19 protein-coding genes and 1 tRNA gene are annotated in these 15930 nt (G+C 56.1%); 11 read left to right on the plus strand and 9 right to left on the minus strand.

Translation table 11 applies throughout. The annotated features are described in order from the left end of the window. The first annotated feature begins 27 nt into the window (after positions 1-27). Complete coding sequence (locus tag BD01_RS06090; protein WP_014122604.1) at positions 28-612, plus strand: indolepyruvate oxidoreductase subunit beta; 585 nt, start codon at positions 28-30, stop codon at positions 610-612. 26 nt (positions 613-638) lie between these two features. On the opposite strand, the gene BD01_RS06095 is transcribed toward BD01_RS06090, so the two are convergent. After that, positions 639-1808, minus strand: coding sequence for an MFS transporter (locus BD01_RS06095; protein ID WP_042691000.1), 1170 nt, complete (start codon positions 1806-1808; stop codon positions 639-641). 83 nt (positions 1809-1891) lie between these two features. On the opposite strand from BD01_RS06095, the gene BD01_RS06100 reads away from it, so the two are divergent. From BD01_RS06100 to BD01_RS06115, 4 genes are read left to right on the plus strand one after another with little or no spacing between them, the layout of a single operon-like run. Beyond that, entirely contained in the window at positions 1892-2803 is a 912-nt protein-coding gene (locus BD01_RS06100; RefSeq protein ID WP_042691001.1) for a phosphate signaling complex PhoU family protein, read from the plus strand. 59 nt (positions 2804-2862) lie between these two features. Next, on the plus strand, positions 2863-3783 hold the full coding sequence (locus tag BD01_RS06105) for an isoaspartyl peptidase/L-asparaginase family protein (protein ID WP_042691004.1): 921 nt from the start codon (positions 2863-2865) through the stop codon (positions 3781-3783). An 8-nt stretch (positions 3784-3791) separates the two neighbouring features. Continuing rightward, the gene (locus tag BD01_RS06110) at positions 3792-4952 is read left to right on the plus strand and encodes an MFS transporter (protein ID WP_042693213.1); all 1161 of its coding nucleotides are present in this window, start codon (positions 3792-3794) and stop codon (positions 4950-4952) included. Beyond that, a complete protein-coding gene (locus BD01_RS06115; protein ID WP_042691005.1) occupies positions 4942-5880 on the plus strand; it encodes a radical SAM protein in 939 nt (312 codons plus the stop codon). The genes BD01_RS06110 and BD01_RS06115 overlap by 11 nt, the downstream gene beginning before the upstream one ends. Here BD01_RS06115 and BD01_RS06120 read toward each other — a convergent pair. Further along, positions 5849-6340, minus strand: a complete 492-nt coding sequence (locus BD01_RS06120; protein WP_042691006.1) for a tetratricopeptide repeat protein — start codon at positions 6338-6340, stop codon at positions 5849-5851. The genes BD01_RS06115 and BD01_RS06120 overlap by 32 nt on opposite strands. Continuing rightward, entirely contained in the window at positions 6330-7262 is a 933-nt protein-coding gene (locus BD01_RS06125) for a serine/threonine-protein kinase RIO2 (protein WP_042691007.1), read from the minus strand. Before BD01_RS06125 ends, BD01_RS06120 begins: the two co-directional genes overlap by 11 nt. Before the next feature lie 100 nt (positions 7263-7362). Here BD01_RS06125 and BD01_RS06130 point away from each other — a divergent pair, with 100 nt between their 5' ends. Beyond that, a complete protein-coding gene (locus BD01_RS06130) occupies positions 7363-8478 on the plus strand; it encodes an MFS transporter (protein ID WP_042691008.1) in 1116 nt (371 codons plus the stop codon). Here the strand turns inward: BD01_RS06130 and BD01_RS06135 are convergent. Further along, positions 8465-9655 (minus strand): proteasome-activating nucleotidase, encoded by a 1191-nt coding sequence (locus BD01_RS06135; RefSeq protein WP_042691010.1) that lies wholly within the window; start codon positions 9653-9655, stop codon positions 8465-8467. The genes BD01_RS06130 and BD01_RS06135 overlap by 14 nt on opposite strands. 202 nt (positions 9656-9857) lie before the next feature. On the opposite strand from BD01_RS06135, the gene cas6 reads away from it, so the two are divergent. Continuing rightward, positions 9858-10607 (plus strand): CRISPR-associated endoribonuclease Cas6, encoded by a 750-nt coding sequence (gene cas6, locus BD01_RS06140; RefSeq protein WP_042691012.1) that lies wholly within the window; start codon positions 9858-9860, stop codon positions 10605-10607. Here the strand turns inward: cas6 and BD01_RS06145 are convergent. Next, the gene (locus BD01_RS06145; RefSeq protein WP_042691013.1) at positions 10564-11460 is read right to left on the minus strand and encodes an MraY family glycosyltransferase; all 897 of its coding nucleotides are present in this window, start codon (positions 11458-11460) and stop codon (positions 10564-10566) included. The two genes, cas6 and BD01_RS06145, sit on opposite strands and share 44 nt — an antisense overlap. 53 nt (positions 11461-11513) lie before the next feature. On the opposite strand from BD01_RS06145, the gene BD01_RS06150 reads away from it, so the two are divergent. Continuing rightward, positions 11514-12836, plus strand: a complete 1323-nt coding sequence (locus tag BD01_RS06150; protein WP_042691015.1) for an HAD-IA family hydrolase — start codon at positions 11514-11516, stop codon at positions 12834-12836. 5 nt (positions 12837-12841) lie between these two features. Next, entirely contained in the window at positions 12842-13210 is a 369-nt protein-coding gene (locus BD01_RS06155; protein ID WP_042691017.1) for a DUF2304 domain-containing protein, read from the plus strand. Here BD01_RS06155 and BD01_RS06160 read toward each other — a convergent pair. From BD01_RS06160 to BD01_RS06170, 3 genes are read right to left on the minus strand one after another with little or no spacing between them, the layout of a single operon-like run. Further along, positions 13203-13736, minus strand: coding sequence for a deoxycytidylate deaminase (locus BD01_RS06160; RefSeq protein WP_042691018.1), 534 nt, complete (start codon positions 13734-13736; stop codon positions 13203-13205). The genes BD01_RS06155 and BD01_RS06160 overlap by 8 nt on opposite strands. Position 13737: 1 nt before the next feature. Further along, a complete protein-coding gene (locus BD01_RS06165; protein ID WP_042691020.1) occupies positions 13738-14517 on the minus strand; it encodes a M48 family metallopeptidase in 780 nt (259 codons plus the stop codon). A 6-nt stretch (positions 14518-14523) separates the two neighbouring features. Further along, positions 14524-14889, minus strand: coding sequence for a BlaI/MecI/CopY family transcriptional regulator (locus BD01_RS06170; RefSeq protein WP_042691021.1), 366 nt, complete (start codon positions 14887-14889; stop codon positions 14524-14526). Positions 14890-14980: 91 nt separating this feature from the next. Here BD01_RS06170 and BD01_RS06175 point away from each other — a divergent pair. Continuing rightward, positions 14981-15058 (plus strand) — tRNA-Arg (locus tag BD01_RS06175). A 157-nt stretch (positions 15059-15215) separates the two neighbouring features. On the opposite strand, the gene BD01_RS11250 is transcribed toward BD01_RS06175, so the two are convergent. After that, on the minus strand, positions 15216-15590 hold the full coding sequence (locus BD01_RS11250; protein ID WP_156927390.1) for a hypothetical protein: 375 nt from the start codon (positions 15588-15590) through the stop codon (positions 15216-15218). Between the two features lie 157 nt (positions 15591-15747). On the opposite strand from BD01_RS11250, the gene BD01_RS06180 reads away from it, so the two are divergent. Continuing rightward, on the plus strand, positions 15748-15921 hold the full coding sequence (locus BD01_RS06180) for a zinc finger domain-containing protein (RefSeq protein WP_050003902.1): 174 nt from the start codon (positions 15748-15750) through the stop codon (positions 15919-15921). Positions 15922-15930 lie beyond the last annotated feature (9 nt).

Raw genomic sequence — 15930 nt, forward strand, 5'->3', positions numbered from 1 at the left:
CTCCTCCAACTCCCTAAGGTGGTGCTCATGGAGTTCAACCTCATCATTACCGGAGTCGGCGGTCAGGGGGGTCTTACCCTTTCGAGAATCGTTGGAAACTCTGCTATGGTCGAGGGCTACAACGTTCGCATCGGCGAGACCCTCGGAATGAGCCAGCGCTACGGTAGCGTTCTCAGCTACCTCCGGTTCGGAGAGGAGGTCTATTCTCCCCTCATCGAGGAGGGCAAAGCCAACCTCATGCTCGCCCTTGAGCCGGCCGAGGCGTTAAGGAACGCGCGCTTTCTCGGAAAGGACAGCGTTGCCATAGTGAACGCCTACCCCATTCACACGGCGACGACCCTCGTCGGGAAGGAGCGCTATCCGGAGCTCGATGAAATCGAAAAAGCCCTCGGAAGAATCTGCCCGGTTCACATGATGAACTTCCAGCGTGAGGCAGACAGGATAAACCCGAGAACTTTGGGCGTCCTGATGCTCGGCTACGCCTACGGAAAGGGCCTGATACCCCTCAAGCGCGAGAGCCTTCTTGAGGGAATAAGGCTGACCCTCCGCGAGAAGCTCTGGGAGATGAACTTTAAAGCTTTTGAGCGCGGTGAGGAGCTGGCCAAAGCTTGATTTCTGGTTTTTTCCGCCCGGTTTTCTCATTCTTCGTTGTGCTTTATGAAGAAGGCGTAGAACAGCCCAGTCGCGAGGGCGTAGAGGAGCGCGGTGGCGTAGAAAGGATAGGCCAATGAAACCGCGAAGAGGGTCCCGCCGAGTGAGTTGCCCACTCCGCGCATGAAGGTCGAGAAGGCCTGCCTTATGCCATTGGCTGTTGCTTTTTCCTCAGTCCTGAAAAAGCCCATCATGAAGGAGTCGTTTATTGGCCAGATGATGTTCATGAGTATGGCCCTGAGGACGTAGACCGCCCCCGCGAGTGCAAACGTCTCTATCGAGGGAAACACAGCGAAGAGGAAGGTGGCGAGTCCTTGAAATGACGTTATGACCTTTACTGGGCCCCATTTCCTAACGAGTTCTGGTAATCCAAAGGAGCCGAGACCCATCGCCAGTTGCTGGAAGAAGAAAATCCAGCTTATCGCTTGGAGCGTTTCCCCAAACTTGAGCTTGAAGTAGATGCTCATGAATGGTATAGTTATCCCCGCGCCGAGGCCTATGAGCGCGCTCGGGAGCGAGAACTTGAGGATTTTGAGGACTAAGCTTCTCTCCCACTTTATCCTCTTCTCCCTGACCTCAACGTCCCCCACGAGGAGCAGAGCCGGAACGACGAAGACGAACTGGAGTATCGAGAGTGAGAAGGTTATCCTGTAGGCTGTCTCCTCCGCCAGCGACAGCCCCATGAGGTAGCCCGGCAGAAAGCCAGCCAAGAGAACGCCGAGGGAGTTGAAGAGCGTTCCCAGTCCAAAGCTCTTGGAAAACGCCTCGTGCCTCCTTTCATCGGGCACCAGCTCGCTCAGGTAGGCGTTGTAGTTCGGCTGTCTCAGCCCCATGTTGATTCCCACCAGGACGAAGCCGAGGAAGAGGACCGTTGCGTTCAAAGCGAGCACCTGGAGGAGCCTTCCGATGAGTCCGATGAGTGCGCTCAGGAACAGGGTCTTTCGGTAGCCGAGGCGGAGCGAAAGGTAGCCCGCCAGAAGAAAGAAGAGGCCACCGACTATCGTCTGGGCTGAGAAAAATGCTCCCATAGCCTTCATGTCGTAGCCGAGGGCCTTGAGGTAGAAGGGCATTATGAAGAACGAGAACCAGAGGAAAGTTTGACCTAAGGCGTTGGCCGTAATGAGTATCTTCGCGTCCCTGCCGTACTCCGAGAGCATGATGAAACGTCCCTCATAGCGTTTATAAGTCTATCGAAGTGAAGCCTTTAACGCCTACCACTATATAGCGTTCGGTGCTGGCTATGGAGTTCAGGAAGATACAGTTTACAGGGCGGAGCTCATACATAATTTCTCTTCCAAAGAAGTGGGTCAAGGAGCACAACCTCAAGCAGGGCGACACAATACCGCTGACTATAAACCCCGACGGCAGTATAACCATCTTCCCCAGCGAGCCCAGAGATGTGAGCGAGAAGAAGATACTGCGCCTCTCCAAGGAGTTCTCGCCGGACATGGCCATAAGGCTCGTGATTTCCGCCTACATTCAGGGCTACGACGTCCTTGAGATTCACTTCACGGAGGAGATGCCCATCTACAAGGTCAAGATAAGGAAGGTTCTCCAGAGCCTCCCTGGCGTTGAGATAATCCTCGACGAGCCCAGCAGGATAGTGGCGAAGAGCCTCCTCGACGAGGACGAGGTGAACCTCGTTGAGCTCCTCAGGCGGATTCGCTCCCTCGTGGTCTCGATGCTTGGCGACCTCGAACTGCTCATTCAGGGCGAGGACGGCGAGATAAGGCGCGACATAAACGACCTTGAAAACGAGCTTGACCGCTTTTACTTCCTCATCGTCAGGACCGTTAACAGGCTTCTCAGCAAGCACACGGTTACAGAGGAGAGCGGAATCGTCAAGAGGACCTTTGACCTCATGGGAATCCTCTTCATAGCGAGGGAAATCGAGAGGATAGGCGACCACATCATCAGGATAGCCGAGAACCCCGGCGAGGTTGACGTGCCCTACCTGAGGGAGAAGTTTGAAGCGATGGTGGCCCAGATAGAGAAGCGCGACCTCAAGGCGATAGACAAGCTCATGCTCGAACTCCGCGCCACGATTAAGGCAACCGACTACAGGCAGTCCATAGCCAAGGAGAGCTTCCGGAGAATCCTCGAGTACATCGAGAACATCGGCGAGACGATAATCAACATGGCCCTCAGCTGATTTCTTCTCGTTTCCACAACCCTTTTAACCCTTCGAGGGAACTTTTTTCGGTGGTTTTCATGGCCGCGATAATAGTTCACGGGGGAGCGGGCACGATAAGGAAGGAGGAGAGGATTCCAAAGGTCATCGAGGGCGTTAGGGAGGCTGTTTTAGCGGGCTGGCGCGAGCTGAAGAGGGGTTCCGCTCTCGATGCGGTTGAAGAGGCCGTTAAAGCCCTTGAGGACAACCCGATTTTTAACGCCGGAACCGGGAGCGTTTTAACCCTAGACGGCAGGGTCGAGATGGATGCCGCCATAATGCGCGGGAAGACCCTTGAAGCGGGAGCCGTTGCCGGAATCTGGGGCGTCAAGAACCCGATAAGCGTCGCGAGGAAGGTCATGGAGAAGACCGACCACGTTCTTTTAATCGGTGAAGGCGCCGTGAAGTTCGCTCGCCTTCTCGGCTTCGAGGAGTACGACCCGGTAACGGAGGAGAGGCTCAAGCAGTGGGAAGAGCTGAGGAAGAAACTTATTGAAAAGGGCGAAACGAGGCACTGGAAGAAGCTCAACGAGCTCATCAAGGAGTACCCCGAGGTTCTAAGGAGCACCGTTGGAGCGGTTGCCTTCGACGGTGAGGAGGTCGTTGCCGGAACGTCAACCGGTGGGGTCTTCCTCAAGATGTTCGGTCGCGTTGGCGACACGCCTATAATCGGTGGCGGAACCTACGCCAACGAAGTGGCTGGAGCTTCCTGCACCGGCCTCGGCGAGGTTGCCATAAAGCTCGCCCTCGCTAAAAGCGCCACCGACCTCGTCAGGCTCGGCCTCGACGCCCAGTCGGCGAGCGAAGCCGCGATAAGCCTCGCCACGAAGTACTTTGGCAGAGACACCATGGGCATAATCATGGTTGACGCAAGGGGCAACGTGGGCTTCGCCAAGAACACCAAGCACATGAGCTACGCCTTCATGAAGGACGGCATGGACGAGCCGGAGGCTGGTGTTTAGTGGCCTCGATGAGGAACGTCTGGCTCCTCAACATCTCGACCTTCTTTTTCTTCCTCGGGATAAGCGTCGTTACCCCTGTCGTTTCCCCGTTCCTCGTCAGCCTTCACGCCGAGCCCTTTCTCGTCGGCCTCGTCGCCGGCGTCACTTCTTTCCTCGCCCTCGTCTCCAAGCCCATAGGAGGTGCAGTCGGCGACAGAGGTTATCGCTTCCACGCCCTCGTCGGCGGGAACCTGCTCGGCCTTCTCGCTGGAGTTCTCTACGTGGTCTCGGCAATAAGTGCCAACGTTTACCTCTTCGCCTTCGCAAGGGCCATTCACGGCTTCTCGATGGGCCTCTTCTTTCCTTCAAGCCTCTCAACGGCCGTTGATTTAGCCCCAGAGGGAAGGGTTGGCGAGACCCTCGGCTGGCGTGGCATGATGTTCTCCCTCGGCAACATAATCGGGCCGGCCATAGGTGGCTACGCCTCCGACGTAATAGGCTTCGCCGGAGCTTTCGCTCTCACCGCTCTCTTCTCAGGAGTTGGAGCACTCTTCGCGCTCACAGCTTGGCGCGAGGCAGGTGAAGTCGTCAAGCCGAGGGAGCACGAGAAGGCCAACTACCGCGAGCTGTTAAGGGTAACCTTCGTTTCCGCCTCGCTGACGCTCTTCATGTTCTCCGTTAGTTACGCGGGGGTTACCACCTATCTACCGGCCCTTTACAAGTCCCTCTCCCTGCCCCAGAGCCTCTTCGGCTACTACATGATGGTCATCGGAATATTCTCCCTCATGACGCGCGTTGTTGGCGGTAAGAGCGCCGACAGGCGCGGGCCTCTTCCAGTGATAACCCTCGGCCTCACCCTGCTCCTCCTCGGCTACGTCCTGCTCAACCTTTACACCCTCCCGCCCCGCTCCTACGTCAGCGCCGCCTTAATCGGGGCCGGCTTTGGCTTGGCGGTTCCCGCGATGCAACTGATGGCCCTCGGCAACCTTCCGAGGAGAATCAGGACGATGGGTTCGGGAATCTACACGATGTTCTTCGACCTCGGAACGCTCGCCGGTCAGGTCAGCCTCGGCTACGTCGCCCAGCTCTACGGTTACGCCGGCGTCTTCCCGCTCCTCCCGCTCATCCTGGGGGTCGGGTTTATAACCCTCTACGCGCCCGTCATCTGGGGGAAGGTCAATGCTCGTTAGGGTCTCCTACGGAACGGCGATAGCGATGGGCCTAATCAGGGCGAAGCTCCTGGCCAAGCCGACGACCGCGTATCTGATGACCTACTGGCCCGGCAAGTGCGCCAACGACTGTGCCTTCTGCGCCCAGGCGCGCTCCAGCAGGGCAAACCTCGACAGGCTCTCCCGCGTCATCTGGCCGGCCTTTGAGCTCGAAAAAGTCGTTCAAGCTCTTCCCAACGGCCGTTTCGGGAGGATATGCCTCCAGACGATAGACTACCCCGGAATGCTCGACGACGTTCTGGCACTTCTGAGGGCGTTCAAGCCCCTCGGCTTGCCGGTCTCGGTCTCGATAACGCCCGTTTCGAGGGAAACGCTTGAGGAGTTCAAAGGGCTCGGCGTCGATTACGTTGGAGTTGGCCTTGACGTTGCGAGCGAGAGGCTCTTTAGCGAGATAAAACCCGACTTTGAGTGGGATGAGATGTGGGACTTTGCGGAGAGGGTAGTTGACGTCCTCGGTCATGGAAAAGCTCTGATTCACGTCATAGTCGGCCTCGGCGAAACCGACAGGGAGCTGGTAGAGGTCTTCAAGAGGGCCTACGCTATTGGGGCTGATGTTTCACTCTTCGCATTCACCCCCCTGAAGGGAACGGGGCTTGAGAACCTTGAACCGCCGAGTATCGAGCGCTACAGGAAGGTCCAGCTGGCGAGGTGGCTCGTTGAGAAGGGCCTGGGCGACAGGATAATCTTCGACGGGGACTCGATAGGGGGCTTTGATTTAGCTGACATCGAGGTTTCGCCGGCGGTTTTCGCAACGCACGGCTGTCCTGCCTGCAACAGGCCCTACTACAACGAGAGGCCAAAGAAAGAGCCCTACAACTTCCCATTTCTGCCGGAAAAAGAGTACGTAAGGGAGTTCCTCACTCGATTAGGCTCTCGAAGACCTCGTTGAACTCGGGCAGGATGAACTTCTCCCTCACCCTTTCTCCCCTCGCGAGCTTCACGAGGGCGAGCGTAAAGCGGTGTAGCTCCTCGTCCTCCTCGATGAGCCTGAGCGTCGCGTCCATGTTCTCGGCCAGCTCCCCCAGGCGGTTCTCCTTCTTGATTATCGCGAGTATGTCTCCTAACCTCTTCACGCCGAGCCTGTAGTGGTCTTCGCTCGGTGCCCTCAGGATGGCCCGCAGGGCGCACTTGACCGCTCCCCGGTAGTTGTCCTCCTGGAGGAATATGTCTGCCAGGCGGAAGCAGGCCTCGAAGTAGAACTCCGGCTCAACGTCGAGGCTCTCGTGAAGTATCTCGTCGAGCTTTTTCTTCGCGGTTTCGAGGTCCTTCCTGTTCTCGGCCTCGATTGCCTCGCGGAAGAGCTTAACAATCCTCTCGCGCCTGTTAAGGGGTTCGTACTTAATCGTCATACCCCTCCCCCCTGCTCTCGTGCCAGGCCCTCTCGAAGGCCGGCCAGATTTCATCAAAGCTCCTCTCAACCCGCCACCTCCGCTTGAAGGCGTTGATTATGACCGCTAAATCCCTCTTCAACAGCTCGTAGCTCTCCGGATGGGCGGTGGTCAGGTGCTGGGCCCAGTCTATTATCAAGATGTCGTCGCCCGTTAAAACGACGTTGAACTCACTTAAATCCGAGTGGACTATACCAAAGCGCACTATCTTGAGGTACTCCTCGAGGATTCTGTCAAGGACGTTCTCTGCCTCTTCCCTCGTCAGCTCGTCGTCCCTCAGCTCCGCCAGCTCGGTTCCCTCAACGAACTCCATGACGAGGACGTGCCTGTTCCAGGCTATCGGCTTAGGAACCCTCGCAATCGGACTGAGCAGAACCAGAGCGTCGTATTCCTTCTTCGCGATGAGCCTTGAGACGTAGAGCCAGCTCGTGTGGTGCTTATCGGCGAAGACGTGGGAGTGGTAGGTAGCCCTCCGCGAAGCCGTTCTGCCCCCTATCCTGTTGAACTTAACGGCAACTTTCTCGCCGGCTGGCGTTATTCCGACGTAAACGTCCGCGTCCTTTCCAACGCCAATCTGCGTCGTGCTTATCGCCTCTACGACGCCTTTCCTCGCGAGGGCCCTTATGGCTAAAACGTCGTAGCCGTGTATCGTGAGCTGGTAGCCGATGTAGCCTATGTCGCTCCTCCGCCTGACGAGGGACATGTCATCGAGCTTGCCGAGCCTGAACGATGCGGTCTCAACGTCCACCCTGGCGAAGCGCGCTATGTCCTCTAACGGCACCCACTTGTGGTGCCTCATGTTGAGCTCTACTCCCCTGAGGATTCTGAAGTCCAGGTCGCGGAGGCTCGGATAAGCCTCGAGCGCCAACAGCTTGCTGACCATTCGCTCTCTCCTCCCCCGTTACTACCGCTCGGATTCTTATAAACTTTCGTCGGCCACCTTTGTCCAACAAACTTTTAAGCGCTCAATTCCTCATCGAAACATGCTCGTTCCGCTTATCCTGATAACCCTCGGCTGGATATTCAACTACGCCCACAGGATGGCCGTTTCCCCGCTCCTTCCAATGATAAAGGCAGAGTTCCATCTGAGCAACGCCCAGGCGGGACTTCTAATGACTGCCCTGCTCCTCCCCTACGCTCTCATTCAGGTTCCAGCAGGCTACCTCGGCGACCGCTTCGGGAGGAAGAGGCTCCTCGCTTTGAGCATATTCGGGTACTCAATCTCCTCCGCGATGCTCTTCTTCGCTTCCCAGTACTGGGAAGTCCTGGCCTTTAGAGCGCTCTACGGCTTTTTCTCTGGCCTCTACTACGCCCCCGCAACGGCTTTGATAGCCGAAACCTATGGAACGAGAAAGGGCTCCGCCCTCGGCGTCTTCATGCTCGGCCCGCCCGTCGGTTCCGGAATAGTTCCGCTCCTCGTCGTGTCTGTGGCTTTGAACCTCGGCTGGCGCTACGCCTTCCCGATTCTGGCCGTTATGAGCCTAACCGTTGGAGTCCTGCTCGTAATCTCCCTCAGGACCCTTGAGGAAAGAAGCGGTAAGGCGAGGCTCTCAATCGAGGTCGGCTCGGTGAACTTAGCGATTGCGAACTTCCTCGCCCTGATGGCCTTCTTCGGCGTTCTAACATTCCTCGTTGCCTTCCTGACCTCAACGGGGATGGGCGTTGAAAAGGCTTCTTACCTCTTCTCCCTCCTCTCGCTGGTCGGCATCGCGGGTTCCCTCACCGGAGGAGTCCTCTACGACAGGCTCGGAAGGAAGGCCCTTGAACTCGCCTTCCTCTCAAACGCGCTCCTAATCGTTCTCCTCGTCTTGAAGCCAGGCTTCCTCTCTGCCCTCGTCCTCGGCCTGACCTTCTACTCGGTCGGCCCGATGGTTACGGCTTTCACCGCCGAAACTGCAGGAAAGGACAACCTTGGACCGGTTATGGGCTTCGTTAACATGGTGGGCTTCTTCGGGGCAACGGTCGGACCGTACTTCACGGGCTGGCTTATAGACAGGCTTGGCTACAGGGAGGCCTTCTTCGCCATAGCGGTTCTCTACGCCCTGGCGTGGAGTGTAATAAAGGGAACGAAGAGGGCAGAAAAGGTCAGCCGTACATGACCTCGTGCATCGCTATCGCCTGGGCGAGCCTCTTCTCAGCTCCAAGAACCTTCTCTACAGCCCTGAGGAAGTCGTCCTGTGTAACGTATTCGCGCCTGTCCCTGATGGCGAACATTCCAGCCTCGGTCGCTATGGCCTTCAAGTCCGCTCCGCTCGCGCCCTCGGTGAGTTCCGCTATGATGCGCAGGTCAACGTCCCTCAGGTTCATCTTCCTCGTGTGGACCTTGAGTATCTCGAGCCTTCCGCGGAAGTCCGGGAGCGGGACTTCAATCAGCCTGTCGAATCTTCCCGGCCTCAGCAGGGCTGGGTCGAGTATGTCGGGCCTGTTGGTTGCCGCTATGACCTTGACGTTCCCGCGCGGGTCGAAGCCGTCCATCTCAGCGAGGAGTTGCATCAGGGTCCTGTTGACTTCCCTCTCGCCACCGGTCGTCTCGTCCATTCTTTTAGCGCCTATGGCGTCAATCTCGTCGATAAAGATTATCGTTGGGGCCTTCTCCTTGGCGAGCTCGAAGAGCTCGTGGACCAGGCGAGCACCCTCTCCGATGAACTTCCTGACCAGTTCGCTTCCAACGACGCGAATGAAGGTTGCGTTGACCTCTCTCGCGAGGGCCTTCGCCATGAGGGTCTTTCCACAGCCAGGTGGCCCGTAGAGGAGGACTCCCTTCGGGGGCTCGATTCCAACCTTCTCGAAGAGCTCGGGGTGCTTGAGGGGGAGCTCTATGGCCTCGCGGAGCTCCTGCAACTGCTTGTCGAGACCGCCGATGTCCTTGTAGGTAACGTTGGGCCTCTCTATGACCTCGAAGCCGAGGACGCTCGGGTCCTTCTCCGTTGGAAGGAGCTCGACTATCGCCATCGTCCTCTGGTCCAGGGCGACCCTTGAGCCGGGTTTCAGCTTGTCCCTCTCTATCCAGGGGGCGATTCTGACGACGAAGCGTGGACCGTTGTAGTTCTGGACTATGGCCCTCTCATCGTCGAGAACCTCGATGACGTTGCCCGCGAAGGCAGGGGGCTGGCGAAGCCTCGACATTTCCATTCTGAGCCTCGAAAGTTCCCTCTCAAGCCTCTCCTTATCGGCCTCGAGCGTCCTCACCTGGAGCTCGAGTTGCCTTATGCGTCTCTTCAAGAAGGTGATGTAATCATCGTAACCTTCGTGAATGTTTGCATCCTCAATGCTCATGCTCTCTCACCTCTCCACTGTGTCATTATCACCGGAGTCCTTTTTAACCTTGTTGGGTCGTCTGTTGTCTCTGCTGGTGTTACTTGATATTCAACATCCATTGCTGACTCTTTAGAGTTGTAACTGAATCGACGTTTGACATGCGAAATTCTTATTAACCTTGAGTTCCAATTCTTCCTGGTTGAAACCGGGGTGGGGTGGAATGAGAATCGAAATCAAGCTGAGACCCGCTGAGGAAGGAACGATACTGCCCTTCAACTACAACTACGAGGTCTACACACAGATTTTAGAGAAGATATACCTCGTTTCTCCAGAGCTGGCCCACGAAGTAGAAACAAGTCACGCGGACCACTTCACGTTCTCCCGTATTATGGTTCGTAAGAGAGAGCTTCTTCCAGAGGCTGGCATTAAGGTTCTCTCGGACGACGTTTCCCTCTACGTCTCGTCCCACTCCGGGGAGCTCATCAAGGCCATCGCCGAGGGCTTCCTCGACGACCCTCTCCTTAAGATTGGGGACGCGACGTTCATAGCGGACAACGTTAAGGTTCTCAAAGAGCCCGAGCTCAAGGACGAGGTCCTGTTCTCGACGCTCAGCCCGATAATGGTCAGGACTGTCAAGTTCGTCAACGGAAGAATGAAGATATGGGACCTGTATCCCGGCGACGAGATGTTCTTTGACAAGCTCCGCAAGGTAATGCTGATGCGCTACTCGGCCATCTACGGCCACATGCCTGAGGACAAGGAGTTCAAGCTTGAGGTTCTCAAGTTCAAGCCCGTGAGGATTCTTGTTAGGGACACCTACTTCAGGAGCTCCCTCATGGTGTTCCGCTACACCGGCTCGCGGGAGCTCGCGAAGTTCGGCTATGAAACCGGCTTTGGAGAAAAAACGAGGTATGGCTTTGGAATGGTCAAAGTAATTGACTCAGAGCCCAGGCGAGAAGACCGAGTGTGAACTCTATTCCCCACACGATTGCCACGAGCTTCGGCTCCGTTACCCTGACCCTTCTCATTATTGTTCCCAGGAAGCTTGGATAGGGTGGGGCCTTCAGAGTCCCGTCCGGCATTACCTCCGTTCTCCCGTGCCTTCTCACACCAAAGCGGACGCTCAGGGCCTTTATCGTGAAGTCGAGGAAGTGCGGAATCAGCAGGATGGCGGTATAGACCTCAACCTTGCCGAGGATTCCGACGAGGCCTATCAAAGCTCCGAGGCTGAGCGTCCCAGTGTCGCCGGGGAAGACCCTGGCTGGATACCTGTTCCACCAGAGGAAGCCGAGGGAAGCTCCGAGCCCTATCAACGCGAGCTCTCTTGCCGTTCCGTCCGTCATCAGCGCGAGGAAGCCGAGTGCGATGGCGCTCGTGCCCACCTCAAGTCCGTTGAACCCGGCCAGCATGTTCACGAGGTTCGCCGAGCCTGTGACGAACAGAACCGCGAAAACCGGATATAGGATTCCGAGGTTGAGGTTGTAGCCGAAGATGTCAACGCTCCTCCCCACGTCCAGGAACGCCACCGGAATCGAGACAAGGAGTGAGAGGACTACCTTGTGGGACTGCCTGAGGGCAGTTAGGTCGTCTATGACGCCGACGAGGCCAAAGAGCAGGAAAACTGGGAGGACGTCGGGCTTCACCAGCGCTCCGAGGACTCCAACGGTCAGGACTATAGCAATTCCCCCCATCTCGGGAACTTCCGGCCTTTCCGGCTTGTGGATGTCCCTGCCAACGATTCCCGCTTTCCTCATGAGCTCCCTGACGTATCCAGTGAGGACGAGCGAAAGGATTAAAGCTATAAGCGCGAGGAACGTTATCATCTCTGACACCGGCTTCCCTACGCGGGAGCGAAAATAAACCCTTCGGTGGTAGCATGGACATCAGGGCGGTCCTTTTCGACCTCGATGGAACCCTCGTGGGTGCGGAAAAACCCTTCAGCGAGATAAAGTCAGAGCTCAGGGAGAGGCTAATCTCCCTCGGAATCCCTGAGGAGCTCATAGGCGACCTAACGCCGATGTACGAGGGCCTTATAGAGCTGTCTAAAAAGACGGGTAGGCCCTTCGAGGAGCTCTACTCGATTCTCATCGAGCTTGAAGCCGAGAGAATGAACGAGAGCTTCGTCTTTGAGGGTGCGAGGGAGCTCCTTGACTTTCTCAGGAATCGGGGGATAAAGCTCGCCCTTATGACGAGGAGTTCAAGGAAGGCCACGATGAAGGCCCTTGAGCTTCACGGCCTCAAAGACTACTTCGACATAATCTCGACGCGGGACGACGTTCCTCCGGAGGAGCTGAAGCCCAACCCCGGCCAGCTGGGGAGAATCCTCGACAAACTCAACGTCCCGCCGGAGAAAGCGGTTGTCGTTGGAGACCACGGCTACGACATCATACCAGCTAGGAAGCTCGGCGCGCTCAGCGTTCTCGTTACTGGCCATGACGCGGGCAGGATGAGCTTTCAGGTGGAGGCCGAGCCCAACTTCGAGGTTGAGAACCTCCTTCACCTTAAGGAGCTCTTTGAAAGGCTGTTCTCAAGCTACGTCGTGGTGCCGGCCTACAACGAGGAGAAGACCATCGGCGCGGTCATTGAGGACCTTCTCCGCTACTTCAGGCGGGACGAGATAATCGTCGTGAACGACGGCTCCCGCGACAGGACGGAGGAGATAGCACGTTCCTACGGCGTTCACGTTTTAACGCACCTCGTCAACAGGGGACTCGGCGGTGCCCTCGGAACGGGTTTCGCCTACGCCGTCAGGAGGAACGCGAAGCTCGTCCTGACCTTCGATGCCGACGGTCAGCATCTCCTAAGTGACGCGCTCCGCGTCATGAAGCCGGTCGCTGAAGGAAAGGTGGACTTCGCCGTCGGTTCGAGGCTTAAGGGGGACACGAGTGAGATGCCCTTCGTGAAGAAGTTCGGCAACTTCGTTCTCGACGCGGTGACCGCTGTTTTTGCCCGGAAGTACGTCAGCGACAGCCAGAGCGGGCTGAGGTGCCTCAGCGGGGACTGCGTGAGGAAGATAAGGATAACCTGCGACCGCTACGCCGTGTCGAGCGAGATTATAATCGAGGCCTCCAAAGCCGGTTGTAGAATCGTCGAGGTTCCGATTAAGGCCGTCTACACTGAGTACTCGATGAAGAAAGGAACCAACGTTTTGGAGGGTGTTAAGATAGCGCTCAACCTTCTCTTCGACAAGCTGAGGTGATGGGAATGTACGTCGTTCAGATGATTACACTTGTAATCGTGCTCGCCCTTATGGTCTATGTCCTCGGTAAGTACAGGAGGGGCGATTTTGAGTGGGGGGACTTTCTGTTTTGGGAAGTTCTTCTTCTGGGTTTGCTCCTAGTTGCCCTGTTTCCCCTTAGAATTGCCCTTGAAATTAAGGACATCCTAGGCCTCGGCAGGGGACTCGATGCCCTCTTCGTCGTGGCGATTGGAGCGGCATACCTGATAATCTTCAAGGTCTACCTCGCGGTGGACAAGACCGAGCGCGAGATAACCGAGCTGACGAGGAAAGTTGCCATAGAACTCGAGGAAATAAACAGAAGGCTGGAGGAGATTGAGAAAAAGCTCAAATGAACTCCCCGAAGAGCTCTTCAAGGAACGCCCTAACGCGCTCCTTCGGCAGTTTGAACTGCCTTATCTTCACTATCCCCTTCTCCTGGGCTTCCTTAAGCAGTATCTCGGTGGCCTCGTTGGGGTACATCTCCTCGTAGACTATCTCCTTGATTCCCGCGTTGATGACGAGCTTGAAGCAGGTGTCGCAGGGGAAGTGCGTGACGTAGAGGGTAGCGCCTTCGAGGCTTATTCCCTTCCGAGCGGCCATCGCTATGACGTTCTGCTCCGCGTGAACCGCCCTGTGGCAGTGGCCGTCAACTATGAGACAGCCCACGTCAATGCAGTGGTCCATTCCCCTCGGTGCGCCGTTGTAGCCGGTGGCGAGTATGTAGCCGTCCTTCACAGCCACTGCTCCGACCCTGAGCCTCGGACAGGTTGCCCTGAGCGAGACGAGCTTCGCTATGAGCATGAAGTACTCGTCCTTTGTTGGCCTGATTCGCCTTATCCTCTCGGCTTTCTCTGGGTCGAGGAAAATCTCAACCGTCATATCACTGCACCTGCTTCATCCTCATCAGGTTGTTCATCTCAAACGTTATCCTAAGGATTCTTTCCTCGTAGCTTGGGTGGGTTTCGGTGAAGAACGCGAAGCGCTTTTCCCTCTCTATGCCCGGCTCTATGCTCGGAACCGCGTTGACCTTGACGTTCATCCTGAGGTCTTCGTAGTACTTGAGCTCCTCAAGGGCCCTCTTGAGACTCATGGGTATGGTGAGCAATCTGAGGGCCGTTTCATCTGCCAGGAATTCCCTCTTCTTCATAAAGTCGCTCCTTGCAAGCTCGTACGCTATGTAGAGGACAGTTGCAGCCCCCTTGACCGGGATGCTTCCTGCTATGAGGAGTGCCAGCGTTGTTATCATCATGAGGCACCTTCCGTAGGTTACCATCGGGAACCACTTGGTGTCGCGGTTCTTTATGTGACCCAGCTCGTGTGCGGCGACGGCGATTATCTCATCCTCGTCGAGCACTTCAAAGAGACCCAGGGAGAGGACTATCGTGTTGCCGAAGGAATACGCGTTGGGTATGTAATCATCGAGCAGGTAGACCTTGGGCATTGGGACTTTGGCTTTCTCGGCGAGCTCGGCTATGCCGTCGTAGAGCCAGGGCATTTCCTCCCTCTCGAGGGGAATTAGGTTCTCTCCGAACTTGTGTCTCGTTGCCCAGATGTAGAGTGCACCAAGGAACGCCATTGCGCCGCCGGCCATCGCAACCCCGAGGTCTCCGAGGGCTTCAACGACTAGGAGAACCTCAAGGGCGAGTATCACGTAGAGCATCGCCCATCACTTCTTTATCCTTGACAGGTAGGCGTAGGTTGCCTCCCTGAAGTTCGTCATCAGAGCGTCGAGGATGCTCTGGACGACCTTCTGTTCGAACTCCTCTCTCGTCGTCGTTATTGAGTAGACATACCTCATACCGCCCCTGCCTTTCTCAACACTTCTCTGGAGGAGCCCTTTCTCGCAGAGGCGGTTCATCAGGATGCTTATCGTAGAGCGCCTTATCTCAGGGTGCTTCTCCTTCATGTACTCGTAAACCTGGCCTGCCGTTGCCACTTTTACCTTCCACATGTGCTCCATTATCTCGGCTTCGAGGGGCGGGAGAACGGCTTTGATGCCCTCTTCGGTGAGCTTGAATTCGTGGGGCTCCATGACGTTCACCTAGTTTATTCTTCTCGCGAACTCTAAAAAGCTTTATCCCGGGTTAAGATTTTTAAGTCCCGGCCTGTATTTATCCCGGGGTGGGCCGGTGGCTTAGCCTGGATAGAGCGTCGGCCTCCGGAGCCGAAGGTCGCGGGTTCAAATCCCGCCCGGCCCGCCATAGAAACTTTGCTGGGCAAAGTTTCATCAAAGTTGGTAGCTCCTTCTGGAAAGCTATTTTGAGTGATTTTCTTATTGAATGGCCACTTTGAGAGTGAGAACTTTTCAAATTGCCCCTTGCTTATGGGTTTACATTTAAAATCGACGCCCGAAGGGCGTCAAGAAGAGAGCAAACCCTCTTTTGTAGGTGTTCTTTGGATGTGTTCTCTATTGAGGATGCGCGATTTTGTGAGCAAAATCTGCTCTACTTGAGCCCTCGAGCAGGAGCTACTAACTTTTGGTGAAGCTTTTTTCAAAAGCTTCCTGTGCAAGCGCTGGCGGAAGGTTAGGTGCTTTTTTGGAAGTGCAGGTTTTGAAGGGGTTTCTATTGGATTTGCTCCTTTTTGTGAGGATTTTCTCTCTTTGAAGGCGTCCGAAGGGCGTCGGTAGGAATTTGAAACAATCTCAAGGAGTTTTGGTGTTAAACCCTGTATGAACTTGCTCTTCGTTAGTGCACGACTGTTCTTTGCTCTTTTGGAACGAAGGACGCTCATTTCATCAGCCCTTCTCAAAGGCTGTAGGCAAAGTTTCCTTGGTCACGCTTTCTCAAAGGCCGTTGTGAATCTTGCCCGGGGAAAAGCTTATAAATCGGCCGGGCAACGCTCACCAGAGATTTAAAAACCACCTTTCTTGGAGGTGTTCGCAGTGGAGATGAAGTTCGAGATACCCGTATGCACCTCATGCGGAAAGGAGATAACCCCAAGGGAGCACGCCACTCACTTCGTCTGCCCGAACTGTGGCGAGGCGATAATCTGGCGCTGCGAATCCTGCAGGGTCCTCAGCGTTCCCTACAAGTGTCCCAAGTGCGGATGGGAGGGGCCGTGAACTAGGAGG

It is taken from the genome of Thermococcus nautili (assembly GCF_000585495.1).
Taxonomy (GTDB): domain Archaea; phylum Methanobacteriota_B; class Thermococci; order Thermococcales; family Thermococcaceae; genus Thermococcus; species Thermococcus nautili.

Excerpts from the sequence above, each read along its gene's own strand:
- BD01_RS06130 (WP_042691008.1), top strand. The coding sequence starts at position 7,363 with ATGCTCGTTCCGCTTATCCTGATAACCCTCGGCTGGATATTCAACTAC.
- BD01_RS06115 (WP_042691005.1), top strand. The coding sequence starts at position 4,942 with ATGCTCGTTAGGGTCTCCTACGGAACGGCGATAGCGATGGGCCTAATC.
- cas6 (WP_042691012.1), top strand. The coding sequence starts at position 9,858 with ATGAGAATCGAAATCAAGCTGAGACCCGCTGAGGAAGGAACGATACTG.
- BD01_RS06135 (WP_042691010.1), bottom strand. The coding sequence starts at position 9,655 with ATGAGCATTGAGGATGCAAACATTCACGAAGGTTACGATGATTACATC.
- BD01_RS06155 (WP_042691017.1), top strand. The coding sequence starts at position 12,842 with ATGTACGTCGTTCAGATGATTACACTTGTAATCGTGCTCGCCCTTATG.
- BD01_RS06100 (WP_042691001.1), top strand. The coding sequence starts at position 1,892 with ATGGAGTTCAGGAAGATACAGTTTACAGGGCGGAGCTCATACATAATT.
- BD01_RS06180 (WP_050003902.1), top strand. The coding sequence starts at position 15,748 with ATGAAGTTCGAGATACCCGTATGCACCTCATGCGGAAAGGAGATAACC.
- BD01_RS06110 (WP_042693213.1), top strand. The coding sequence starts at position 3,792 with ATGAGGAACGTCTGGCTCCTCAACATCTCGACCTTCTTTTTCTTCCTC.
- BD01_RS11250 (WP_156927390.1), bottom strand. The coding sequence starts at position 15,590 with ATGAGCGTCCTTCGTTCCAAAAGAGCAAAGAACAGTCGTGCACTAACG.
- BD01_RS06105 (WP_042691004.1), top strand. The coding sequence starts at position 2,863 with ATGGCCGCGATAATAGTTCACGGGGGAGCGGGCACGATAAGGAAGGAG.
- BD01_RS06160 (WP_042691018.1), bottom strand. The coding sequence starts at position 13,736 with ATGACGGTTGAGATTTTCCTCGACCCAGAGAAAGCCGAGAGGATAAGG.
- BD01_RS06125 (WP_042691007.1), bottom strand. The coding sequence starts at position 7,262 with ATGGTCAGCAAGCTGTTGGCGCTCGAGGCTTATCCGAGCCTCCGCGAC.
- BD01_RS06145 (WP_042691013.1), bottom strand. The coding sequence starts at position 11,460 with ATGATAACGTTCCTCGCGCTTATAGCTTTAATCCTTTCGCTCGTCCTC.
- BD01_RS06150 (WP_042691015.1), top strand. The coding sequence starts at position 11,514 with ATGGACATCAGGGCGGTCCTTTTCGACCTCGATGGAACCCTCGTGGGT.
- BD01_RS06120 (WP_042691006.1), bottom strand. The coding sequence starts at position 6,340 with ATGACGATTAAGTACGAACCCCTTAACAGGCGCGAGAGGATTGTTAAG.
- BD01_RS06170 (WP_042691021.1), bottom strand. The coding sequence starts at position 14,889 with ATGGAGCCCCACGAATTCAAGCTCACCGAAGAGGGCATCAAAGCCGTT.
- BD01_RS06165 (WP_042691020.1), bottom strand. The coding sequence starts at position 14,517 with ATGCTCTACGTGATACTCGCCCTTGAGGTTCTCCTAGTCGTTGAAGCC.
- BD01_RS06090 (WP_014122604.1), top strand. The coding sequence starts at position 28 with ATGGAGTTCAACCTCATCATTACCGGAGTCGGCGGTCAGGGGGGTCTT.
- BD01_RS06095 (WP_042691000.1), bottom strand. The coding sequence starts at position 1,808 with ATGCTCTCGGAGTACGGCAGGGACGCGAAGATACTCATTACGGCCAAC.